The organism is Staphylococcus sp. LCT-H4, from assembly GCF_001866145.1.
In the GTDB taxonomy this organism is placed as follows: Bacteria; Bacillota; Bacilli; order Staphylococcales; family Staphylococcaceae; genus Staphylococcus; species Staphylococcus succinus.
Genome location: NZ_MODY01000004.1, coordinates 29055 through 54740, shown reverse-complemented (window position 1 = coordinate 54740; position 25686 = coordinate 29055). Strand labels below are relative to the sequence as shown.

Annotated in this window: 23 protein-coding genes; 18 read left to right on the top strand and 5 right to left on the bottom strand. The window is 33.5% G+C overall.

Going from position 1 to position 25686, the window contains the following annotated elements:
• Positions 1-34: 34 nt before the first annotated feature.
• Together BK821_RS11250 and BK821_RS11245 are read right to left on the bottom strand one after the other, a co-directional pair.
• Positions 35-838, bottom strand: coding sequence for a prephenate dehydratase (locus BK821_RS11250; RefSeq protein WP_046837910.1), 804 nt, complete (start codon positions 836-838; stop codon positions 35-37).
• A 40-nt stretch (positions 839-878) separates the two neighbouring features.
• Positions 879-1943 carry a nitric oxide synthase oxygenase gene (locus BK821_RS11245; RefSeq protein ID WP_046837909.1) on the bottom strand — a complete coding sequence of 355 codons (1065 nt, stop codon included), beginning with the start codon at positions 1941-1943 and terminating at the stop codon, positions 879-881.
• Between the two features lie 233 nt (positions 1944-2176).
• On the opposite strand from BK821_RS11245, the gene BK821_RS11240 reads away from it, so the two are divergent.
• From BK821_RS11240 to BK821_RS11190, 11 genes are all read left to right on the top strand, one after another.
• Positions 2177-3646, top strand: coding sequence for a nicotinate phosphoribosyltransferase (locus tag BK821_RS11240; RefSeq protein WP_046837908.1), 1470 nt, complete (start codon positions 2177-2179; stop codon positions 3644-3646).
• Positions 3639-4460 (top strand): ammonia-dependent NAD(+) synthetase, encoded by an 822-nt coding sequence (gene nadE, locus BK821_RS11235; RefSeq protein WP_046837907.1) that lies wholly within the window; start codon positions 3639-3641, stop codon positions 4458-4460. The genes BK821_RS11240 and nadE overlap by 8 nt, the downstream gene beginning before the upstream one ends.
• A gap of 86 nt (positions 4461-4546) precedes the next feature.
• Positions 4547-5125: a DUF2179 domain-containing protein gene (locus BK821_RS11230; protein ID WP_046837913.1), complete on the top strand. Its 579-nt coding sequence runs from the start codon at positions 4547-4549 to the stop codon at positions 5123-5125.
• The gene (locus BK821_RS11225; RefSeq protein ID WP_063410329.1) at positions 5122-5310 is read left to right on the top strand and encodes an NETI motif-containing protein; all 189 of its coding nucleotides are present in this window, start codon (positions 5122-5124) and stop codon (positions 5308-5310) included. The genes BK821_RS11230 and BK821_RS11225 overlap by 4 nt, the downstream gene beginning before the upstream one ends.
• A gap of 214 nt (positions 5311-5524) precedes the next feature.
• Positions 5525-6820, top strand: a complete 1296-nt coding sequence (purB, locus tag BK821_RS11220; protein WP_071331680.1) for an adenylosuccinate lyase — start codon at positions 5525-5527, stop codon at positions 6818-6820.
• A gap of 96 nt (positions 6821-6916) precedes the next feature.
• Entirely contained in the window at positions 6917-7219 is a 303-nt protein-coding gene (locus BK821_RS11215; protein ID WP_046837904.1) for a YerC/YecD family TrpR-related protein, read from the top strand.
• 231 nt (positions 7220-7450) lie between these two features.
• Positions 7451-8146, top strand: coding sequence for a M15 family metallopeptidase (locus BK821_RS11210; protein WP_046837903.1), 696 nt, complete (start codon positions 7451-7453; stop codon positions 8144-8146).
• A gap of 129 nt (positions 8147-8275) precedes the next feature.
• A complete protein-coding gene (gene pcrB / locus BK821_RS11205) occupies positions 8276-8968 on the top strand; it encodes a heptaprenylglyceryl phosphate synthase (RefSeq protein ID WP_046837902.1) in 693 nt (230 codons plus the stop codon).
• Complete coding sequence (pcrA, locus tag BK821_RS11200; protein ID WP_046837901.1) at positions 8968-11172, top strand: DNA helicase PcrA; 2205 nt, start codon at positions 8968-8970, stop codon at positions 11170-11172. Before pcrB ends, pcrA begins: the two co-directional genes overlap by 1 nt.
• A 3-nt stretch (positions 11173-11175) precedes the next feature.
• Complete coding sequence (gene ligA, locus BK821_RS11195) at positions 11176-13179, top strand: NAD-dependent DNA ligase LigA (RefSeq protein WP_071331679.1); 2004 nt, start codon at positions 11176-11178, stop codon at positions 13177-13179.
• Between the two features lie 12 nt (positions 13180-13191).
• The gene (locus tag BK821_RS11190) at positions 13192-14400 is read left to right on the top strand and encodes a CamS family sex pheromone protein (RefSeq protein WP_071331678.1); all 1209 of its coding nucleotides are present in this window, start codon (positions 13192-13194) and stop codon (positions 14398-14400) included.
• A 105-nt stretch (positions 14401-14505) separates the two neighbouring features.
• Here the strand turns inward: BK821_RS11190 and putP are convergent, their stop codons facing one another.
• A complete protein-coding gene (gene putP, locus BK821_RS11185; RefSeq protein WP_046837898.1) occupies positions 14506-16041 on the bottom strand; it encodes a sodium/proline symporter PutP in 1536 nt (511 codons plus the stop codon).
• Positions 16042-16411: 370 nt separating this feature from the next.
• Here putP and gatC point away from each other — a divergent pair, with 370 nt between their 5' ends.
• The 7 genes from gatC to dinB all read left to right on the top strand — a co-directional run bounded on the left by gatC (position 16412) and on the right by dinB (position 24246).
• Positions 16412-16714, top strand: coding sequence for an Asp-tRNA(Asn)/Glu-tRNA(Gln) amidotransferase subunit GatC (gatC, locus tag BK821_RS11180; protein WP_046837897.1), 303 nt, complete (start codon positions 16412-16414; stop codon positions 16712-16714).
• A gap of 1 nt (position 16715) precedes the next feature.
• On the top strand, positions 16716-18173 hold the full coding sequence (gene gatA / locus BK821_RS11175) for an Asp-tRNA(Asn)/Glu-tRNA(Gln) amidotransferase subunit GatA (protein WP_046837896.1): 1458 nt from the start codon (positions 16716-16718) through the stop codon (positions 18171-18173).
• Between the two features lie 12 nt (positions 18174-18185).
• A complete protein-coding gene (gatB, locus tag BK821_RS11170; RefSeq protein WP_046837895.1) occupies positions 18186-19613 on the top strand; it encodes an Asp-tRNA(Asn)/Glu-tRNA(Gln) amidotransferase subunit GatB in 1428 nt (475 codons plus the stop codon).
• A gap of 194 nt (positions 19614-19807) precedes the next feature.
• The gene (locus BK821_RS11165; RefSeq protein WP_046837894.1) at positions 19808-20725 is read left to right on the top strand and encodes a diacylglycerol kinase; all 918 of its coding nucleotides are present in this window, start codon (positions 19808-19810) and stop codon (positions 20723-20725) included.
• A 130-nt stretch (positions 20726-20855) separates the two neighbouring features.
• Positions 20856-22217, top strand: a complete 1362-nt coding sequence (gene rlmD / locus BK821_RS11160; RefSeq protein WP_071331677.1) for a 23S rRNA (uracil(1939)-C(5))-methyltransferase RlmD — start codon at positions 20856-20858, stop codon at positions 22215-22217.
• 194 nt (positions 22218-22411) lie between these two features.
• On the top strand, positions 22412-22960 hold the full coding sequence (locus BK821_RS11155) for a DUF3267 domain-containing protein (RefSeq protein WP_046837892.1): 549 nt from the start codon (positions 22412-22414) through the stop codon (positions 22958-22960).
• 215 nt (positions 22961-23175) lie between these two features.
• Complete coding sequence (dinB, locus tag BK821_RS11150; RefSeq protein ID WP_046837891.1) at positions 23176-24246, top strand: DNA polymerase IV; 1071 nt, start codon at positions 23176-23178, stop codon at positions 24244-24246.
• A gap of 62 nt (positions 24247-24308) precedes the next feature.
• Here dinB and BK821_RS11145 read toward each other — a convergent pair whose 3' ends face one another.
• Positions 24309-24866: a 3'-5' exonuclease gene (locus tag BK821_RS11145; RefSeq protein ID WP_046837890.1), complete on the bottom strand. Its 558-nt coding sequence runs from the start codon at positions 24864-24866 to the stop codon at positions 24309-24311.
• Positions 24867-25158: 292 nt separating this feature from the next.
• Positions 25159-25659 carry an H-type ferritin FtnA gene (gene ftnA / locus BK821_RS11140; RefSeq protein ID WP_046837889.1) on the bottom strand — a complete coding sequence of 167 codons (501 nt, stop codon included), beginning with the start codon at positions 25657-25659 and terminating at the stop codon, positions 25159-25161.
• Positions 25660-25686: the final 27 nt, after the last annotated feature.

Here is a 25686-nt window from a genome sequence, read left to right as displayed (position 1 = left end):
ATTTGAAATGATGCTCTTTTTTATTTATTTTAGGTTAAGTGATTTTATTGAATGAGCCGATAATTGTAACTTGGAAATCCAATGTATTTAATATTTTTATCACTTTAGTTAAATCTTCATTGATTGACGTGTCAGCTTGTACAAAGAAATGGTACATGCCTAGTTGTGTTTTTAAAGGACGCGATTCAATCCATGAAAGGTTAATATTAAATAAGACAAACGTATTTAATATGCTAGCTAATAAACCTGCTTTATCGAATTTAGGTGTGATTAATAACATAGTGTCACTTGCTTGCTCGATGTGTTGTGGTTGATTGCTTACGACTAAGAAACGTGTTGTGTTATGTGGATAGTCTTGGATGTTCTGGTCGATAGGGTAGTAACCATAAGCTTCACCACTTCCTAATGGTGCAATTGCACCCACACCATCTGAAATTTTTTCAAGGCTACTAATTGTACTATCTACGTAATCATATTTAAAATCATGTTTCTGAATGTATTCGCTTGTCTGACTTATTGCAGGTGCGATGGAATATACCTTTGAAATATCTTTTACATCTGCATTTTGTGTACCATATAAAGCGAATTGAATATTTAAATGCAGTTCACCCAATGCGTATATATTTTGTTGAGTCAGCGCATCGGCTACTATATTAATTGTACCTTCGATAGAATTTTCAATAGGAACAACTGCAATGCTATTATCGTCATTAGATACAGCGTTCACTACTTCGTAAAGGTTGGATTTTGATTCAAAATCCATTTCTGTTTCAGATTTATATTGTTTTGCTGCTAAATAAGAAAATGTCCCTTTTGGACCTAAATAGTATAATTTCATGCATCGATACCCCTTGTCTATGTATGGCGAGTTAGTAGTTCTAATGGAATGGACAACCTGTTGATTCGGTATTTTTATAATGAAAGTTAGGGTCTTTAATCTCATTGTGATAACCATGATGATAATTGGATACTAACGTTGGAGACAACGAAGGTACTAACCATGACCATTTACCTGTAACTTCTCTACCATTTTTATATTCGTTCTTTTCGAACATTTCAAATTGCTTTGATGCAGTTAAATGATCGACAATAGAGACGCCCTCATTTTTAAAGGAATGATATACCGCATCATTTAATTCAACAAGGGCACGATCTTTATTAAAAGAATTATTCTTAAGTGTATCAAATTCAAAAGCTTCTGCAACACTTTCTAGTAAATTGTAGCGATATGAATCAGTGAAATTACGAACTGCAATTTCATTTACCATATACCAACCATTAAAAGGTGCGGTGGGATAAGTAATACCACCAATTTTTAAATCCATATTAGAGATAATTGGTACTGCATACCACTTTAAACCGAGTTGTTGTAATTTAGGATAGCGGTCGTGTGTAATAGGAACCTCTTTAATAATTTCTGGATTATAATTATGATACTTTAAATCACCATCTGACATTTTATAAATTAAAGGTAAGATATCAAAGTCAGTATGTGCTCCTTGCCAACCTAAATGTTCAGCAAGTTGAGTAATTGTTTTTTCTGCAGGATCACCTTTATCTGCATATCCAGCATATCTAATTAATTGATTATTATAGATTTGCGGTGGGTGATGAGGAGAGAAAATAGTGATATAAGGTTTAATCTTGCCATTGTTAGTTGCTGTTTCGATATGATTTTCAATAGTATTGATAAATTCATGTTCAGTTTGTATGTGCCTTGCATCTTTTATGGTTAGAGAGTCCCAAAAAAAACGACCGATACAACGATTCGAGTTTCTCCAAGCCATTTTTGCCCCATAGACTAATTCTTCTTGTGTATGAGTATAGCTTCCCATTGTAAGAATTTCTTGTTCAATTTCGTTTAATCTATTTAAAATTGTTTGTTCATCATAATCCAATTCTTTATACATGGATTCAACAAATAATTTAGCTTCATTTAGCATATATAACACCTCGTATAACATTATAGGGCATTTTAGACCTTTTACAGTAAAAAACAAGAGAAATGTCATGATATTGTCCAACTGTCTGACACAGATTTATCATAATTAAATAGTTAAGTTAGAGAATAGCTACAAAATAATACAGTACAGAGCTTAAATAGGGATTGTATTTCAGGTGCTAAGACGCTTTCTTTTATGCTAAACTAATGGAAAAGCTGATTGGAGAGATAGTTGTGTACCAATACGAAGATGATACATTTGTACTACATAATGATTTATATCAAATAAATATGGCTGAAAGTTATTGGAATGATGGGATTCATGAACGTTGGTCAGTGTTTGATTTATACTTTAGGAATATGCCGTTCGATAGCGGTTATGCAGTTTTTAATGGATTAAAACGTGTTATAGACTTTATAAATAATTTTCATTTTTCTGAATCAGACATAGAATACTTGAAATCAATTGGCTATCAAGAAGACTTCTTAAGCTACTTAAAAGATTTGAAATTTACTGGGAATATCCGTTCGATGCATGAGGGTGAACTTTGTTTTGGAAATGAACCATTAATCAGAGTAGAAGCACCGCTTATCCAAGCACAATTAATAGAAACAATGTTACTAAATATAGTGAATTTCCATACACTTATTACTACAAAAGCGAGCAGAATTAGACAAGTTGCAAGTGACGATATACTCATGGAATTTGGTACAAGACGTGCTCAAGAAGCGGATGCAGCATTGTGGGGAGCTAGAGCTGCCTTTATAGGAGGATTTAATGCAACGAGCAATGTTCGCGCTGGAAAGTTATTTGATATTCCAGTTTCTGGTACACATGCACATGCAATGGTTCAAGCTTATGGAGATGAATATATAGCTTTTAAAAAATATGCAGAGCGACATAAAGATTGTGTGTTTTTAGTAGATACTTTCCATACATTAAAATCAGGCGTCCCTACTGCAATTAAAGTAGCAAAAGAATTAGGAGATAAAATTAACTTTATCGGTATTCGATTAGATTCTGGGGATATTGCCTATCTCTCAAAAGAGGCGCGTAGAATGTTAGATGAAGCCGGATTTACAGATGCCAAAATTATCGCTTCTAATGATTTAGATGAACAAACAATTACAAGCTTAAAATCCCAAGGTGCGAAAGTTGATTCATGGGGTGTGGGTACTAAGTTAGTGACAGGTTATGATCAACCGGCGTTAGGTGCGGTGTACAAATTGGTTGCTGTGGAAGATAGTTCGGGACAATACGTGGATCGTATCAAATTATCCAACAATGCTGAGAAAGTGACCACACCAGGTAAGAAAAACGTGTACCGTATCATTAACAAGAAAACAAATAAAGCGGAAGGAGATTACATCACATTAGATCAAGAGAATCCATACGATGAATCACCGCTTAAATTATTCCATCCAGTACACACTTATAAAATGAAATTTATAAAGTCGTTTATAGCCAAAGATTTACATCATGATATTTTCAAGGATGGTAAACTGGTATATAATTTACCTACTGAAAAAGAAGCTCAGACATATTTAAATGAAAGTCTTGAGTATCTATGGGATGAAAATAAACGTCACCTCAACCCCCAAGAGTATCCAGTTGATTTAAGTACTGCATGCTGGGAAAATAAACATAAACGTATATTTGAAGTAGCAGAACATGTGAAGGAGATGGAAGAAGACAATGAGTAATTTACAAGATATTATCGTCAAAGAAATGAAAGTAAAGCCAGTAATTGATAGTAAAGAAGAAACGCGTAATATCATTCAATTTATTAAAAGTTATATCCAGTCTCATTCTTTTATTAAATCTTTAGTATTGGGTATATCGGGTGGACAAGATTCGACATTAACTGGAAAATTATGCCAAATAGCTGTCAATGAACTGAAACAAGAAGGCATTGACTGCCAATTTATTGCTGTGAAACTACCTTATGGTATACAAAGTGACGCAGCTGAAGTAGAAGATGCATTAAACTTTATTCAACCTGATAAAGTAGTTACAGTGAATATCAAAGCAGCTGTAGATCAAAGCGTACATTCACTCGAAGAAGCAGGTATACAATTGACAGATTTTCAAAAAGGAAATGAAAAAGCACGTGAACGTATGAAGGTACAATTCTCTATAGCATCTAATATGCAAGGCATTGTTGTAGGTACGGACCATTCTGCTGAAAATATTACCGGTTTTTATACAAAATATGGTGATGGTGCTGCTGATATTGCGCCAATATTTGGACTGAATAAGCGACAAGGACAGCAATTATTAACGTATCTTGATGCTCCAAAACATTTATATGAAAAAGTACCAACAGCTGATTTAGAAGAAGATAAGCCACAACTTCCAGATGAAGAAGCACTGGGTGTAAGTTATAACGATATTGATGATTACTTAGAAGGTAAAACTGTTTCAAGTGAAGCTAAAGATGTGATTGAAAAACATTATATTAAAACTGCACACAAAAGAGAACTTGCTTATACAAGATATTCATGGCCTAAAAATTAAATGTGAGTTATTTTATTTTTTAGTGACAAAATAAATAGTTGCTGTTAAAATTACTTGAATTTATTGTACGAGAAAGGAAAATGGATATGTCAGTGATAACATCTAATCCATGGTTAATGGTATTAGCAATTTTTATTATCAATGTTACTTATGTAACATGTTTAACGATGAGAACAATATTAACACTTAAAGGTTATCGCTATGTAGCAGCTATTGTCAGCTTTTTAGAAGTTCTTGTTTATGTAGTTGGTTTAGGCATGGTCATGTCTAGTTTAGACCAAATTCAGAATGTATTAGCGTATGCGTTTGGATTTTCAATTGGTATTATTGTTGGTATGAAGATTGAAGAAAAGTTAGCATTAGGGTATACAGTTGTTAATGTTACTTCATCAGAATATGAATTAGATTTGCCGAGACAATTAAGAGATTTAGGCTATGGTGTTACACATAGTACAGCATATGGTAGAGACGGAAAACGTTTGATTTTACAAATACTTACGCCAAGACGCTTTGAATTTAAACTAATTGATACAATTAAACAAATGGATGAAAAGGCATTTATTGTCGCATATGAACCACGTACTATACATGGTGGTTTCTGGGCTAAAGGATTGAAGAGTAAGAAACTTAAACAATACGATACGGATGAAGTTGAAAGTATATGAAGAAACAACAAAAATTTAAAGTTGAAGAAAATGAATCCATACAAGACTGTTTACAACGTATGCGTGAAGCGGGTTACACACCAGTTAAACGTTACGAAAAACCAGTTTACAAAGAGAATAAAGACGGTAGTGTAGAAGTGCTTAGACAAGAAATTGAGTTTGTCGGCAAGTTACAAGAGCTATAAGTCATGAACCGCATGGTTTACCCATAGCGGTTCATTTTCTTTGTAAATGTAAATATTTTATAAAGAAGACCGAAAAGACTTATACATTTTAAGGCAATTCTGTTAAACTAGTATTGAAGGTATTAAACACGAACTTTAAACTCATTTAATCTTTAAAAGTACATGTTTTGAGGGTTTGTGAACTAAAACTTACGTAAGATAGGAGCTTATTTCAATGATTGAACGCTATTCTAGAGAAGAAATGACAAATATTTGGACAGATCAAAATCGCTATGAAGCTTGGTTAGAGGTAGAGATACTTGCATGTGAGGCTTGGAGTAAATTAGGTGATATCCCTGAAGAAGATGTAAAGAAAATACGTCAAAATGCTAAAGTTGATGTCGAACGCGCGCAAGAAATTGAACAAGAAACTCGTCATGATGTTGTGGCTTTTACAAGACAAGTTTCTGAAACATTAGGTGAAGAACGTAAGTGGGTACATTATGGTTTAACTTCGACAGACGTTGTTGATACTGCATTAAGCTATGTTATTAAACAAGCCAATGATATTATTGAAAAAGATTTAGAAAGATTTATCGAAGTATTAGCGCAAAAAGCAAAGGATTACAAATATACATTGATGATGGGGCGTACACATGGTGTACATGCTGAACCAACTACTTTTGGTGTTAAAATGGCACTATGGTATACAGAGATGCAACGTAATTTAGAACGTTTTAAACGCGTTAGAGAAGAGATTGAAGTAGGTAAAATGAGCGGAGCTGTAGGTACATTTGCTAATATCCCACCAGAAATAGAAGCGTATGTATGTGAAAATTTAGGTATCGATATTGCTCCAGTTTCAACACAAACATTACAACGTGATCGTCATGCTTATTACATTGCGACGCTCGCATTAATTGGAACATCAATGGAAAAATTTGCTGTTGAAATTCGTAATTTACAAAAAACTGAAACACGTGAAGTAGAAGAAGCATTCGCTAAAGGACAAAAAGGTTCATCAGCAATGCCTCATAAACGTAACCCAATTGGTTCTGAAAATATCACAGGCATTGCACGCGTGATTAGAGGCTATGTAACGACAGCTTATGAAAATGTACCGTTATGGCATGAGAGAGACATCTCACACTCATCTGCAGAACGTATTATGTTACCAGATGTTACCATTGCATTAGATTACGCTTTAAATCGTTTTACAAATATTGTAGATAGACTTACAGTATTTGAAGACAATATGCTTGAAAACATCGATAAAACTTATGGTTTAATCTTCTCACAACGTGTATTGTTAGCGTTGATCAATAAAGGTTTAGCACGTGAAGAGGCTTATGATAAAGTTCAACCTAAAGCGATGGAATCTTGGGAAACTAAAACACCATTTAGAGCATTAATTGAGCAAGATAGTTCGATAACTGATTTATTAACTACAGAAGACTTAGATGAATGTTTCAATCCAAAACATCATTTAAACCAAGTTGACACTATTTTTGAAAGAGCTGGACTGGTTTAAAACAACATTGCTTGAATTTTTCAATGGAAATCGTTACACTTTAATGTGTTAGTACGTTAAAACGAGATAAAATTGAAAGATACAGGGGTTGTTTTTATGCAAATTGAAAAGTTAAGAGGCCATGCATTAGATGAATTATTTGATGCTATTCTAACGCTTGAAAATAGAGAAGAATGTTATCAATTTTTTGATGATTTGTGTACGGTGAATGAGTTACAGTCATTGTCACAACGTTTGCAAGTCGCTAAGATGATTAAACAAGGATATACTTATGCGACGATAGAGCAAGAGTCAGGTGCATCAACTGCAACAATTTCTCGAGTGAAAAGATCATTGCAATGGGGTAATGATGCATACACGATAATTCTAGACCGCATGAATATTGAAACAGCCGATTAAATTTAATATATACACAAGATTAATGCGATAGTTAATCTTAAACTGTCGACAAGGTAATTACTTTGTCGGCTTTTTTGATAAATTAAAAAGACTATAAAATTTAATTTTATACCAAAAAATTATTGAATGTTTATAAAACTGAATGAGATTAATGTGAGAATTCACTATTAAAATGGTAATATAATTGTGTTGTGATATCTTGTAGTATAAGAGCATGAAAGGAAGTTGATTATGCTAAAGAAATGGATTGTTGGGATATTTACTTTAATTGTTGGCACAATCATCTTAATTGTCACATTCATTCTATTGATTCTAAGCATGAAACAAAATCCTCAATCTACAACTCCAGAAATTGTTAAACCACGGAATGCGTTACCAATCATTACGGAAAAACGTGGAATTACGCGTATCAATGGCCATGTTATAGTCAATAAACAATACGGCTTACCACAAACATATAAACCAGGAGAAAATAAAGCGGCAAGATATAAACTCAATCAATTACTGCACAAAGCAGAAAAAGAACATATAAGTTTAAAATATATTAGTGGTTATCGTAGTTATGATGACCAAAAACAAGTGGTTGAGACATATACACAAAAAGATGGAAAACAGACAGCTCAGAGTTATACGGCTCCACCAGGACATTCAGAGCATCAAACGGGTTTGGCTTTTGATGTAGGTACAGATCTTCCAATGAAAGATTTTCATAAGGATTTTGAAAAATCTGAAGAAAGTAAATGGTTGACTCAACATGCTGCTGATTATGGTTTTATTATTCGCTATCCCAAAGGGCAATCTCAACAAACCGGCTACGCCTATGAACCATGGCATTTACGTTATGTAGGTCATCAATTAGCTAATATTATAACTGAAGAAGATACAAATTTAGAAAGTTATTATCATTTAAATCATGAGTTAAAATAGCAACAAAGTAGCACGCAATACTAATGAATCACTTCAAATAAATGAGGTGATTTTTTTCTACTTCCTTTTAGAACTCACAGACTAAAAATGCTATAATCATATGTATGCTAAAAAAAGGAGTAACATATCATGTATGACATTAAAAAATGGAAACATATTTTTAAATTAGATCCTGCAAAGTCAATTACCGATGCACATTTAGAGATGATTTGTATGTCGGATACCGATGCAATTATCATTGGCGGGACAGATGATGTTACTGAAGATAATGTTGTTCATTTAATGAGTCGAGTTAGAAGGTATTCGCTACCTTTAGCATTGGAGATTTCTAATGTAGAAAGTGTAGTGGCTGGTTTTGATTGTTATTTTGTACCAAGTGTATTAAATAGTAGTAATGTTAAGTATCATAATGGCATTTTATTAGAGGCACTTAAATCATATGGACAGATGATTGATTTTGAAGAAGTTGTGTTTGAAGGTTATGTTGTTCTAAATCCAGATTGTAAAGTAGCACAATTAACACAAGCTCAGACAAAGTTAGATCAAGAAGATATTGAAGCTTATGCACAAATGATTAATGATATGTACAAGCTACCAGTTATGTATATTGAATACAGTGGTACATACGGTGAAATTGAAATGATAAAATCAGCATCAGCAATGTTAACCCATACACAATTATTCTATGGTGGTGGCATAAATAGCTTTGACGAAGCACAAGACATGGCTGCTTATGCAGACACAATAATAGTTGGCGATATTATATATACAGATATAGATAAAGCATTAAATACAGTTAAGATAAAGGAGTCACATAAATAATGAATGCATTAGTTAATAAGATGAATGACGAGCAAAGCCAAGCAGTAAGAACTACAGAAGGGCCTTTACTTATAATGGCAGGTGCAGGATCGGGCAAAACACGTGTGTTAACACATCGCATTGCTTATTTGTTAGATGAAAAAGATGTGTCTCCATATAATGTTTTGGCGATAACCTTTACAAATAAAGCAGCTAAAGAAATGAAAGAACGTGTTGAAGCATTGGTTGGTGAACAAGCTCAAGTTCTTTGGATGTCCACATTCCACTCTATGTGTGTGAGAATTCTTCGTAGAGATGCAGACAGAATTGGAATTGAACGTAATTTTACAATTATTGATCCAACCGATCAAAAATCTGTTATTAAAGATGTATTGAAGAATGAGAACATAGATAGCAAAAAATTTGAGCCTAGAATGTTTATTGGGGCTATTAGTAATTTAAAAAATGAATTAAAAACACCTGAAGATGCACAAAAAGAAGCTAATGATTACCATACTCAAATGGTAGCTACAGTGTATAAAGGTTATCAACGACAACTTACAAGAAATGAAGCATTAGACTTCGATGATTTAATCATGGTAACTATCCGCTTGTTTGAACGAGTACCAGAAGTATTGGACTACTATCAAAATAAATTCCAATACATACACGTGGATGAATACCAAGATACCAATAAAGCCCAATACACATTAGTTAAATTATTAGCTAGTAAATTCAAAAATTTATGTGTTGTTGGTGACTCCGACCAATCTATCTATGGTTGGCGTGGTGCGGATATTCAAAATATTCTATCATTTGAAGAAGATTATCCAGAAGCAAAAACAATCTTCTTAGAACAAAACTATCGTTCAACAAAAAATATTTTAAATGCAGCCAATGAAGTGATAAAAAATAATTCAGAACGTAAACCTAAAGGGTTGTGGACTGGTAATACAGATGGAGATAAAATTCATTATTATGAAGCGACGACAGAGAGAGACGAGGCGGAATATGTTGTTCGTGAAATTATGAAACAGCAACGCAACGGCAAGAAATTTAAAGATATGGCAATTTTATATCGTACAAATGCGCAATCACGTGTACTTGAAGAAACATTTATGAAATCGAATATTCCATATACTATGGTTGGCGGTCAAAAGTTCTATGATAGAAAAGAGATTAAAGATCTATTAAGTTACTTACGTATTATTGCAAACAGTAATGATGATATTAGTTTGCAACGTATTATCAATGTTCCTAAACGAGGTATCGGACCATCCTCAGTAGAGAAAATCCAAGCTTATGCTGTACAAAATGACTTGAGTATGTTTGATGCATTAGCAGAAGTAGATTTTATAGGTTTATCAAAAAAAGTAACGCAAGAATGTATTAACTTTTATGATGTTATGCAAAATATTATAAAACAACAAGAGTTTTTAGAAATTAGTGAAATTGTAGAAGAAGCTTTAACAAAATCAGGTTACCGTGAAATGTTGGAACGTGAACAAAGTTTAGAGTCGAGAAGTAGATTAGAAAATATAGATGAGTTCATGTCTGTTCCAAAAGATTATGAAAAGAATACACCATTAGAAGAACAGTCATTAATTAATTTCTTAACAGATCTATCACTAGTTGCAGATATTGATGAAGCACAAATCGATGACGGTATAACACTAATGACGATGCACTCTGCCAAAGGTTTGGAGTTTCCTATCGTATTTATTATGGGCATGGAAGAATCACTATTTCCACATATAAGAGCAATTAAAAGTGAAGATGAACATGAGATGCAAGAAGAAAGACGTATCTGCTACGTAGCTATTACACGTGCTGAAGAAACTTTATATATCACACATGCTACTTCACGAATGTTATTTGGACGTCCACAATCGAATATGGCTTCAAGGTTTTTGAGAGAAATACCAGAAGAGTTAGTGGAAAATGATAATAAATCTAAAGCTAAATCAGCGAATAATGGATTTAAATCAGCAACGAAACAACCGGCCAAAAGAGGTTATAGTCAACGGGCGGCTACTTCGAAGAAAACTCAAGTATCTACAGATTGGAAAATCGGTGATAAAGTGGTTCATAAATCTTGGGGTGAGGGTATGGTAAGTAATGTCAACGAGAAAAATGGTTCAGTAGAATTAGACATTATTTTTAAATCCGAAGGTCCTAAACGTCTGCTTGCACAATTTGCACCGATTGAAAAGAAGGGGGAATAGTTCGTGGCTGATTTACAATCACGTGTGAATGACTTACATCAACTTTTAAATCAATATAGTTATGAATATTATGTTCAAGACAGCCCATCCGTGCCTGATAGTGAATATGATAAGTTATTACATGAACTCATTGATATTGAAACAGCTCATCCAGAATATCGTACAGAAGATTCACCTACTGTTCGTGTAGGTGGAGCTGCACAATCAACCTTTGAAAAAGTAGCACATGATACCCCGATGTTGAGCTTAGGAAATGCCTTTAACGAAGAAGACTTGAGAAAATTCGATCAACGAATACGCGATCGAATCGGTGATATAGAGTATATGTGTGAATTGAAAATTGACGGGTTAGCGGTATCTCTTAAATATGAAAACGGCAGATTTATACAAGGTTTAACGCGTGGTGATGGTACGACAGGTGAAGATATCACTGAAAATTTAAAAACGATACATGCCATTCCATTAAAAATTAAAGACTCTAGAACTTTTGAAGTTCGTGGTGAAGCATATATGCCAAGACAATCCTTTATTGATTTAAACCAAGCGAAAGATACCAACGGTGAACAACCATTTGCAAATCCGAGAAATGCAGCGGCAGGCTCATTAAGACAATTAGATTCTAAATTGGCAGCAAAACGAAAATTAAGTGTGTTTTTGTATAGTGTAAATGATTTTACTCAGTTTAATGCAGATACTCAAAGTGAAGCGTTAGATGAATTGGACCAATTAGGATTTAAAACAAATCAAGAGCGTCAACGTGTACAAACTATAGATGAGGTCATGGCGTATATTGAAAAATGGACTGAACAGCGTGAAAAGTTACCTTATGATATTGACGGTATTGTGATAAAAGTAAATGCATTGGAGCATCAAGAAGAATTAGGCTTTACTCAGAAATCACCAAGGTGGGCGATAGCATATAAATTTCCAGCTGAAGAGGTTATTACTGAATTGCGTGATATCGAGTTAAGTATCGGTAGAACTGGTGTGGTGACACCTACAGCGGTTTTGAATCCAGTTAAAGTAGCAGGAACTACGGTTTCTCGAGCATCATTACATAATGAAGACTTGATTCATGATAGAGATATTAGAATTGGTGATAGTGTCGTGATTAAAAAAGCAGGTGATATCATACCTGAAGTTATTAAAAGCGTGTTAGATAGACGTCCTAATGATGCACAAGTTTATCACATGCCGACACATTGTCCGAGTTGTCAACACGAGCTAGTGAGAATTGAAGGAGAAGTTGCACTTCGTTGTATTAACCCTAAATGCCAAGCTCAATTGATTGAAGGCTTGATTCATTTTGTATCAAGACAAGCAATGAATATCGATGGCCTTGGCACAAAAATTATTCAACAACTTTATGAAAATGAGAAAATTAAAGATGTTGCCGATATTTTTTATCTAACTAAGGAAGATTTATTACCGCTTGATCGTATGGGTGAAAAAAAGGTAGACAACTTATTAAATGCGATTGAAATTTCTAAAGAAAATTCATTAGAACAACTGCTATTTGGTTTAGGCATTAGACATTTAGGCGTAAAAGCAAGCCAAGTACTCGCTGAGAAGTATGGATCAATAGACCAATTATTTAATGTATCAGAAGAAGATTTAATCAATATTCATGATATTGGACGTAAGTTAGCACAATCAGTAGTAACTTACTTAGAAAATGAAGATATCCGTGCTCTAATAAATAAATTAAAAGAAAAAAATGTTAATATGACATATAAAGGCGTGAAAACAACAGAGATTGAAGGTCATCCAGAGTTTAAAGATAAAACGATTGTACTCACAGGTAAGTTACATCAAATGACAAGAAATGAAGCTTCAAAATGGTTAGAACTTCAAGGTGCAAAGGTAACAAGTAGTGTTACAAAAAGTACAGATTTAGTAATTGCAGGTGAAGATGCAGGTTCTAAATTAGCGAAAGCTGAAAAGTTTGGTACAGAAATTTGGTCAGAAGAAGACTTTGTTAAAAAACAAAATGATATCGAGGGATAGAGGAGATAATGCATGAAACGAACGATTATACTATTCATCTCAGCAATTTTTGTATTATCAGCATGTGGCAATGATGATGAAAATAAAAAGCAAGAATCCAATGACAATGAACAACAGCAAGAATCCGGTTCTGTGAAAAAAATAGCAACTGACAAAAATGTACAAGGTAATAATTATAGAACGATTTTACCTTTCAAAGAAAGCCAAGCACGTGGTTTATTGCAAGATAATATGGCGAATAGCTATAACGGTGAAGATTTTGAAGACGGCCTATTAGAACTAAGTAAAGAAGTATTCCCAACAGATGAATACTTATATCAAGATGGTCAGTATCTAGATAAAGATATGATTAATGCGTATTTGCAACCTAAATATACAAAATCTGAAATTGATAAAATGGATGAAGATGAAATCAAAGAAAAAAAAGCTAATGAAAATCTAGGCTTGAATCCTTCACATAGGGGAGAAACTGATCCTGAAAAAATCGCAGATAAGTCACCAGCATATTTGTCTAATATTTTAGAACAAGATTTCTATAGTGATGGTGATACAAAAGGGAAGCATATTAAAGGAATGACTATTGGTTTAGCCATGAATGGTACATATTATTATCAAAAAGAAAAAAATGGTGAATCTTACAGTAAAGATTTGAAAAATAAAGAAATTAAAAAACAAGGACAGCAGATGGCGAGCGAAATTCTGTCTAGAATACGTGAGAATAAAGAATTAAAAGATGTACCTATTCATTTCGCAATTTATAAACAATCTGGTGAAAATTCAATTGCCCCAGGTGAATTTATGAGTGGCACGACAGTTGAAGAAGGTAAAACACGTATCAACGAATGGAATGATATCAATCAAAAAACTGCTTTATTACCTTCTGAAGAAGCAGCAGAAATAGATGATAATTTAAATTCAGACTTCAAACAATTTAATGATAACTTGCAAAATTATTTTAATAACTTTACACAATCAGTAGGTACTGCGAAGTTTGAAAATAAAAAAGCAAAACAACTATCTGTAGATGTACCAATTGATTATTATGGCAAAGCAGAAACAATTGGTATTACGCAATATGTTACAGAGCAAGCAGAAAAATACTTTGATGGCATTGATGAATATGAAATTCATATTAAAGATGGTAATAACCCTAAAGCATTAATCAGTAAAACCAAAGAGGATAAAGAACCACAAGTACACATTTACAAAAACAATAATTAATACTAATACAGTGTTTGAGCAAACATAAAGCATCAACAGTTATAGTTAAGAAAACACCCTATAAGGTATGCACTAATAAGTGTCTACCTTATAGGGTGTTTTATATTATTCTTTGATTATTTTTTTTACATTATCTAGGTCACGAGCTACAAAATCACCAGGAGTTTTAGTGAATTTACTTACAAAGACAGTTACTAAAACACTAGCTATAAAACCAGGAATAATCTCATACATTCCAAAGATTTCATTGATTGAAGCGAGAGGCTTAATCCAAGCAATCCAAATAATTACGATTAAAGCACCGGTAATCATTCCACTCAATGCACCTGTGCGCGTCAATCCTTTCCAATATAAAGAAAAGATTACAAGTGGACTGAATGCAGCACCGAAGCCAGCCCATGCATTTCCGACTAAGTTTAAAATAGTGTCATTAGGTGACCAAGCAATCCAAATGGCTACAATGGCAACTAATAATACCGATAAACGACCAACCATCACAAATTCTTTTTCATGCGTTTTAGCTTTGTCTTCACCACGTATAAGCTTATAAAAATCTTCAGTTAGCGAACTAGAAGTTACTAATAACTGTGAAGAAATGGTGCTCATGATTGCGGCTAAAATAGCTGCTAATAAGAAACCACCCACTAATGGATGAAATAATATTTGACTCATAATAATAAATAATGTTTCTGGATCTTCCATCTTGATATTACGCTCAGAAATGAAAGCAATTCCAGTTAATCCTACGGCTACAGCGCCTATTAGGCCAATAACCATCCAGCTGATACCTAAACGTCTGGCTTTTGGTAATAGTTTATGTGTCTTAATAGACATAAAGCGGACAATAATATGAGGTTGCCCGAAATAACCCAATCCCCAAGCAAGTAAAGAGATAATACCTAATACAGTCGTCCCTTTAAAAAAATCTAAGTTTGTAGGTTTCATCTCAGCAACTTGTCTAAATGTATCAATACCGTCAAGTTGAATCAATGCCACGATAGGTACCATTACCATTGCAATAAGCATGATTACCCCTTGGAAGAAATCAGTAATTGAAACAGCAAGATAACCTCCGAAGAACGTATAAAATATTACAATGGCTGCTACTAATATGAGTCCTAAGTGATAATTTAAACCAAAAGCACTTTCGAATAGTTTTCCACCTGAGACAAAACCAGAATGTGTATATAATGTAAAAAACACAACAATTATTAATCCTGAAATAATTTTTAAATAGTTATTTCTATCATCTAATCTATTTTTGAAAAAATCTGGTAACGTTATGGCATCACCAGCAAGTTCAGTATATACGCGAAGTCTTGGCGCTACAACAAAGTAGTTTATGTAAGCACCTAAGGATAACCCTATAGTAATCCACATTGCAGATAACCCTGTACTATAAACTGAACCAGGAAGCCCCATAATCATCCAACCACTCATATCAGAAGCACCTGCAGAAAGTGCAGTGACATAAGGGCCAATGCTTCTCCCCCCAAGCATAAACTCACTTAAATTGCCCGTAGATTGTTTATATCCGTAATATCCAATGAATAATAAGACAACAAAATACACTGCAATCATGATATAAGTTTGCCAACTTGCATGAACTTGATTGGCTAAAGAAGTACCCAATATCATCATGATTCATCATCTCCCTTTGTTTAACATATTAAATTGTATTACATGAATTATTATACAGTTAAATTAATGTAGAGAGTAGCTTTTTATAAAATAATAATAAAATCACACTATAACAGCAGAATCGCAACCACGTATAGACCGAAGTAAAATTACTCTATTTATAAATAAAGACGAATGATTATACATTACTAGTATTTTCACTAACTGATATTAATAAATATTTGCTAATAGTTAACAATAAATCATAATATTATGTAGTAAAATAAATATAAATAGCTTTAATTTAGGCTTATTGTTGAAAAACTTAGATTTTTAGACGAAATTTTGGTACAATTTTGTAATGAATGAGTAAAAAGGAGGCTTTTATTTAATGGCTAAAGTTACACGTGAAGAAGTTGAGCATATAGCTAATTTAGCTAGACTTCAAATTACTGAAGATGAAACTACTGAAATGCAAGGTACATTAGAAAGTATTTTGAATTTCGCCAACCATATTGATACAGCAGATACAAACGATATTGAACCAACATATCATGTTTTAGATTTACAAAATGTATTACGTGAAGATAAAGCAATCGAGGGCATTCCTCAAGAGCTTGCATTAAAAAATGCTAAAGAAACGGAAGATGGACAATTCAAAGTCCCATCTATCATGAATGAGGAGGACGCTTAAGATGACCATCCGTTATGAGTCTGTTGAAAATTTGATCAACTTAATTAAAAACAAAGAAATAAAACCTTCACAAATTGTGAATGATATTTATGATGCTATTGAAGAAACTGATCCTACAATAAAATCATTTCTTGCCTTAGATAAAGAAAATGCTTTGAAAAAAGCTCAAGAATTAGATGAATTACAAGCAAAAGACCAAATGGAAGGTAAATTGTTCGGTATTCCAATGGGCATTAAAGATAACATTATTACTGAAGGTGTAGAAACAACTTGCGCAAGTAAAATGTTAGAAGGGTTTGTACCTATCTATGAATCTACTGTAATGAAAAAATTACATAATGAGCAAGCGGTACTTATCGGTAAAGTTAACATGGATGAATTTGCAATGGGTGGTTCTACGGAAACATCTTACTTCAAAAAAACAATAAACCCATTTGATCACAGTGCAGTACCTGGTGGTTCTTCTGGTGGTTCAGCAGCAGCAGTTGCCGCAGGACTTGTTCCATTTACTTTAGGTTCTGATACAGGTGGTTCAATTCGTCAACCAGCAGCATATTGTGGAATTGTAGGCTTAAAACCTACCTATGGCCGCGTATCTCGTTTTGGTTTAGTTGCGTTTGCATCTTCATTAGATCAAATCGGACCATTAACACGTACCGTTAAAGATAATGCTTTAGTGTTAGAAGCCATAACAGGTTTGGATGAAAATGATTCAACAAGTGCACCTGTCGAGGATTCGGACTTCACTTCAGACATCGGTAAAGATATTCAAGGACTAAAAATTGCATTACCTAAAGAGTACCTTGGTGAAGGTGTTTCAGAAGAAGTGAAAGCTTCAGTTGAACAAGCAGTAGAAACATTAAAAGATTTAGGCGCAACAGTTGAAGAAGTTTCATTACCAAATACTGAATACGGTATTCCATCTTATTATGTTATCGCATCATCTGAAGCTTCATCAAATCTATCCCGTTTTGATGGTATTAGATATGGTTATCATTCACCAGAAGCTAATTCATTAGAAGAATTATATAAAATGTCTAGAAGTGAAGGCTTTGGTGAAGAAGTTAAACGTCGTATCTTCTTAGGTACGTTTGCCTTAAGTTCAGGTTATTATGACGCTTTTTATAAGAAATCTCAAAAAGTAAGAACGCTAATTAAAAACGACTTTGACCGTATTTTTGAAAACTATGACGTAGTAGTAGGGCCAACAACACCAACAACTGCATTTAATTTAGGTGAAGAAATTGATGATCCACTTACAATGTATGCGAATGATTTATTAACGACACCTGTAAACTTAGCTGGTTTACCAGGTATTTCCGTTCCTTGTGGTCAATCAAATGGTCGACCAATTGGTTTACAATTTATTGGAAAACCTTTCGATGAGAAGACGTTATATCGTGTCGCTTACCAATATGAAACAAAATTTAATTTTCATAATGAATACGAAAAATTATAAGGAGTGGAAATCATGCATTTTGAAACAGTTATTGGACTAGAAGTCCATGTTGAGTTAAAAACAGAATCTAAAATGTTCTCTCCAGCACCAGCACATTTTGGAGCAAAAGCTAACTCAAACACAAACGTAATTGACCTTGCATATCCTGGAGTATTACCAGTCGTAAATAGACGTGCTGTTGATTGGGCAATGAGAGCTTCAATGGCACTCAACATGGATATTGCAACAGAATCTAAATTTGATCGTAAAAACTATTTCTATCCAGATAATCCAAAGGCGTATCAAATTTCACAATTTGACCAACCTATTGGTGAAAATGGTTATATTGATATTGAAGTAGATGGTAAAACGAAACGTATAGGCATTACACGTTTACACATGGAAGAAGATGCTGGTAAATCAACACATAAAGATGGCTATTCTTTAGTTGACTTAAACAGACAAGGGACACCTTTAATTGAAATAGTTTCTGAGCCAGATATTCGTTCACCACAAGAAGCATATGCATATTTAGAAAAACTACGTGCAATTATTCAATACACTGGTGTTTCTGATTGTAAGATGGAAGAAGGTTCACTACGTTGTGATGCTAATATTTCATTACGTCCATATGGTCAAGAAGAGTTTGGTACAAAAGCAGAGCTGAAAAACCTGAACTCATTCACATATGTTCGTAAAGGTCTGGAATATGAAGAAAAACGCCAAGAAGAAGAATTATTAAACGGTGGAGAAATTTTACAAGAAACACGCCGCTTTGACGAGTCTAATGGTAAAACACTATTAATGCGTATTAAAGAAGGATCTGACGATTACCGTTACTTCCCAGAGCCAGATATCGTACCTTTATATGTAGATGAAGCTTGGAAAGAACGTGTTCGTCAAACTATTCCTGAGTTACCAGACGAAAGAAAAGAAAAATACGTGAACGAATTCGGCTTACCTGCTTATGATGCTCACGTATTAACTTTAACAAAAGAAATGTCTGATTTCTTTGAAGGCGCAGTTGCTGCAGGTGCCGATGTTAAATTAACTTCAAACTGGTTAATGGGTGGCGTTAATGAATATCTAAATAAAAATCAAGTAGATTTATTAGACACGAAATTAACTCCAGAGAACTTAGCTGGAATGATTAAATTAATTGAAGATGGTACTATGAGTAGTAAAATTGCTAAAAAAGTGTTCCCAGAACTTGCTGAAAATGGTGGGGACGCAAAACAAATTATGGAAGATAAAGGTTTAGTTCAAATTTCGGATGAAGCTACACTTCTAAAATTTGTGAATGATGCATTAGATAATAATGAACAATCAATTGAAGACTATAAAAATGGTAAAGGTAAGGCGATGGGCTTCTTAGTTGGACAAATTATGAAAGCTTCAAAAGGCCAAGCTAATCCTCAATTAGTGAATCAATTATTAAAACAAGAATTAGACAAGCGATAAAATGATAGATAGGGTTGCTTAATTTTAGAAGTAAATCCTATAAAATGTTCGGGCCTGTAGACAAAGACTGTTTACGGGCCCTTTCATTTATTTATAACTTCGTACTTATTCAATAAAATTCAACCTAAATGCTTTTATCATGTAACTAAATCATTTAATATAGATAATGAGTAAACGAAGTTGAGGGATAAAATATGAGAAAACGAGCTAGAATCATTTATAATCCAACATCAGGTAAAGAATTATTTAAACGAACATTACCAGATGTTTTAATTAAATTAGAAAAAGCAGGTTTCGAAACGAGTGCATACGCAACGGAAAAAGTTGGAGATGCAACGACCGAAGCTACACGTAGTTTAGAGCAAAATTATGATGTATTAATAGCTGCAGGTGGTGATGGCACACTTAATGAAGTAATCAATGGAATTGCGGAACAACCCAATAGACCCAATATAGGGATTATACCTATGGGGACTGTCAATGACTTTGGACGTGCGTTACATTTGCCAAGTGATATTATGAGTGCCATAGATGTTATTATAGAAGGACACACGACATGCGTAGATATTGGTAAGATGAACAGTCGTTATTTTATAAACTTAGCTGCTGGAGGACAACTAACACAAGTTTCATATGAGACACCAAGCAAGTTGAAATCCATTGTTGGACCCTTTGCTTATTATATAAAAGGCTTCGAAATGTTGCCGCAAATGAAAGCTGTTGATATTCGCATTGAATATGACGACGAAGTTTTCCAAGGTGAGGCATTATTATTCTTATTAGGCTTGACGAATTCTATGGCGGGCTTTGAAAAGCTAGTACCTGACGCTAAATTAGATGATGGTTATTTTACGTTAATCATTGTGGAAAAAGCCAATCTTGCTGAACTAGGACATATTATGTCATTAGCTTCAAGGGGAGAGCATACTAAGCATCCTAAAGTCCATTATAAAAAAGCGAAAGCAATAAGCGTTTCATCATTCGTTGATATGCAATTAAATGTGGATGGAGAATATGGTGGTAAACTTCCGGGTAATTTCTTGAATTTAAAACAACATATAGAAGTATATACACCGAGTGACATTAATAATCAAGAGTTAATAGAGCAATAATAAATTAAATGAGCTTGAATCCTTTGTGACTTTTAAGGTAAAATAAATAGTCGAAAAAATTAAAAATACAACGACGAGGTTAGGTACAGACATTAGATGCTCCTAACCTCTTTTAATGTGGGGTGAAATAATGAATGTAATAGAAAAGAATGAAGTAAGAGAAGGGCAAGTCATTGATTTAACACACGAAGGGCATGGTGTCGTTAAGTTAGATAGGTATCCAATTTTTATCCCAAACGCATTGATTAATGAAACGATAGAATACAAAGTCATAAAAGTTAAGAAAAATTTTGCTATTGGAAAACTCCTTGATATTAAAGCGAAAAGTGAAGAAAGAGTTGAGCCTCCGTGTGTATATTACTATAAATGTGGAGGATGTCAGTTACAGCATATGACTTATCAAGCTCAATTAAATATGAAAAAAGAACAAGTTATTAATTTGTTTCAACGCAAAGCTGGATTTAAAGATACTGTAATTCACGATACAGTTGGTATGGATAACCCTTGGTATTATCGTAACAAATCACAAATTCCAGTAGGAAAAAATGATGAACAAAATGTTATTATGGGTTACTATCGACAAAGAAGTCATCAAATTATAGATATGGATGAGTGTTTGATACAAGATAATATTCATCAAGATGTGATGAATAAAATTAAATTATGGTTCAATGAGCTTAACGTGAGTACTTATAATGAGCATAAAAAGCAAGGACTTATGCGTCATGTTGTCATTAGAACGGGCCACCATTCAGGAGAACTCATGGTCGTTTTTGTGACGAATGGTAAAAAGTTCAAGCAAAGTGCAATTATGGTTGAAAAATTATTGACTGCTTTTCCTAACATAGTAAGCATTAAACATAATATTAATGATACACATTCAAATGTTATTATGGGTCAAACTTCTTATACTTTATACGGTAAAGATGAAATTCAAGATACGTTATCAGATGTTACATTTAAAATAAATGATCAATCTTTTTATCAAATTAATTCAGTACAGACTGAGAAATTATACCAAAAAGCCATAGACTACGCCGAACTTCAAGGTGAAGAAACAGTGCTAGATACGTATTGTGGTATAGGAACAATTGGTCTCTATATGGCACCTAAGGCTAAGCATGTTTATGGTGTGGAAATTGTGGCTGAAGCGATTGCAGATGCGCAACAAAATGCGACCTTAAACCAGTTTGAAAATACTACTTTTGTCTGTGGTAAGGCAGAAGAAGTTATTTTAAAATGGAAAGCAGATGGTATTAAACCAGATGTAGTAATGGTTGATCCACCACGAAAAGGGTGTGACGAAAGTTTCTTAGATACATTATTAGAATTAAATCCTAGAAAAATCGTCTATATTTCTTGTAATCCATCAACACAGCAACGTGACGCTCAACAATTAGCAACACAATATAAATTAACTCAAATTACGCCAGTTGATATGTTCCCGCATACAACACATGTTGAAACAGTGGCCCAATTTGAAAGACGTTAGACGACAGTAGTATAGACAAATATTGTGTGGAATTTATTTTTAAAAATTGTTAGCTCAACATTGCAGATTATTGCAAATCAAGTAAGTTTATTAAAATTCAGTTACAAGCAACTAACTTTCTTGAAATGCCCTTTATTAGTGGTTACAATCGTTGTATACTCTAGGTAATAGAGAGCGAGATGGAGGGCTTACTAATGTTTAAAATTGAATTACTTTCCAGCAAAAAAGCATTGGAAGGTTTCATGCTATTTCAATTTACTATAGTGATGATTAGCATTTTATTATTTTATAAATTAGCATATACGTTTACACATATAATCGAACAGAATATTTTATTTAACGTTTTGTACGGTGTTGCAGGCTTCGCGATAGTTTATGTCTTACATGAGTTTATCCATAATATTATGTTCCGCTTGTTATCAAAAGGCAATAAACCTACGTATCGTATTCGATCAGGTATGTTTACAACACATATGCCCAATGTTTACTTTAAAAAATGGCAATACATCACTATCATGTTGGCTCCATTAGTTATCGTTACAACAATATTATTAATTCTATTTTCCTTATTTACACTCTCATCCATTATTTTTATTGCAAGTTTCCATATTGGATATTGTTTGTTGGATATGTATTTTTTATCGGGCATATTTAATGGTAAAGTAAAATATATAGAAGATACTGAAGAAGGTATTATATTTTACTTGCAAAGCCCAGCGCAGTTTCCGGCAGAAGTAGAATAAATATATGGAATAAAATATTTAATTTATTTTTATCACTTGTTAGTTGTTAGCTTGCAAAAGTGCGTTGATTTTTCAACATAAAGTACTTTTAGAGCAAGTATCAGCTAACTTTTTTTATGTTTATAATGATGTGAGCAAATATAAAGTTCAAATAGATGTAACAAGTTAAGATAATAAAAAAGGAAGGAATTTCATAAGTATAGGAGGTGAGCGCATTGACAGAAAGACGTATCATTCATATAGATATGGATTATTTTTTCGCACAAGTTGAAATGAGAGACAACCCTAAACTAAAAGGAAAGCCCGTCATTGTAGGTGGTAAAGCGAGTAACAGAGGCGTAGTTTCAACGGCATCGTATGAAGCAAGAAAATACGGTGTACATTCTGCAATGCCTACCGCTCAAGCACATAAATTATGTCCCAATGGTTATTATCTTTCTCCGCGATTTGAGGCCTATAGAACGGCTTCTGATCAAATTATGAAAATATTTAAAAGTTATACAGACATTGTTGAACCGTTGTCATTGGATGAGGCTTATTTAGATATCACACATTTAGTAAGGGCGGATTTAGCAGCATCCCAAATAGCGCAATATATACGTAGAGATATATTTGAGCAAACAGGATTAACTTCCTCGGCAGGCGTTTCTTATAATAAGTTTTTAGCGAAATTAGCCAGTGGTATGAATAAACCTAATGGGCTTACTGTGATTGATTATGATAACGTGCATAAAATATTGATGGGGTTAGATATTGGTGACTTTCCTGGAGTAGGAAAAGCTTCAAAAGAAAAAATGCATGAACATGACATATATAATGGACAAGATTTGTTTAACCAAAGCGAACGAGAACTCATAAGATTGTTTGGTAAACGTGGACATGGTTTGTATAATAAAGCGAGAGGTATAGATTATAATCCAGTAAAGTCTACTAGAATTAGAAAGTCAGTAGGTACTGAACGTACATTTGCTATGGATATGAATGATGATGACCAAATCCTGCAAAAGCTTTGGGAATTGAGTAATAAAACTGCAGAACGCTTGGCGAAATTACAAAAGTCAGGGAAGACAGTTACAGTGAAAATAAAAACATTTAAATTTGAGTCACTATCTAAACAGCGAAGTTTAAGAGATCCTATAAGAAATGAAACAGATATTTATAATATTGCATATAGTTTATACACTGAGTTAAAAGATGCTGATATACCTATTCGTTTAGTTGGGGTAACAGTAGGGAGTTTAGAAAAAGCTACATTTGAAAATATGACAATCTATGATTATATATAATGTGTGATCAAAATATGAAAAAAAGACGAGTGAAAATGACCACCCTTAAAGGCGATTCATTTTTACGCGTCTTTTTCTTTTAAATCTTTCCCATAGACATTGAGCATGCTATTTAAGTCATCATAGTGCTTTAATAATCGGAACGTAATCATTGCGCAAGCTTTAGCATCATTAAGCGCATCATGATGGCCATGGAAGTCTAAATTATAATATTCCATCATATAATTTAAACCGTAACGATGGTGTTTAATCGTTCTACGTGCCAATTGTAACGAACAAAAGTATGTCATGTTCGGTGTAACTGTACCAATAGCTTTGATACTCTCATGTAAAACATTCATATCAAATGCTGCGTTATGTGCTACGACAGGTAAGCCATCGATAAATTGCATCATATAAGGAAATACTGCATCAAACGTTGGTGCATCAGTCACTTCGTCTGCTTGTATACCATGGACAGCAATATTTTGTTGTGAAAAATAATCGTTTGGATTCACTAAAGTGTGAAAAGTTTCTGTGATTTGATGATTAACGACTTTCACCATACCGACAGAACAAATACTTGTACGTTTACCATTTGCAGTTTCAAAGTCTAAAGCAATGAATGCGTCAGATTGCATTAAGCAAGATTCCTTTCTATATATCAATATGTAATGACTTTATATAATTCTATTCTGTTAGTCAAGTTAACTAGATTAGATAAGTTTTAATTTTAATAGGGAGTAGAAAAATTAAATAGAAGTTATTATCAAGGGTTTACAATGAATGATTTGGGATATAAATGAAGTATATAGCTGAGACGAACGTTTTAACGGAATTAAAAAATTCTCCACTTCAAATTATTTGTTGAAGGGAGAGTCAATCTGAGACCTATGAACTTAAGTTGTACAAGTCAATGATATATTGACGAATTTATTCTTCGTTAAACGTGCGGGCAGCAAGTTCTTTTTCGTATAAGTAAAGCGTATTACTATCGTCCCCAATGCGTTTTAAATAATCAATATGTGTTTCAAACATAGATTCTTCTTCAACTTGTTCATCTAAGAACCAATTTAAGAATGAAATAGTTGCATAATCTTTATCTTCATTCGCTAAGTCAGATAAATTATAGAACCTACGTGTAACATCTTTTTCTTGAGCTAGACCATCTTCAAAAGTTTCAAGGATGCTATTGAAATCTGATTTTGGCGCAGGGATAGCTGTAAATTTAGCGTGTTCGCCACGATCGTTAATATAGTCATATATTTTTTGTCCGTGGAATCTTTCTTCCTTCGCTTGTTGAATATAAAAGTTTGCGAAACCTTCATAAGATCCATTGTCACAATATGCAGCCATAGCCATGTATGCATGGGCAGCGAAAAATTCATGATTCATTTGGTCATTCAAAGCATCTAATAAGTCTTTTTTCAACATAAGTGATAGCCTCCATTTATCGTTTTT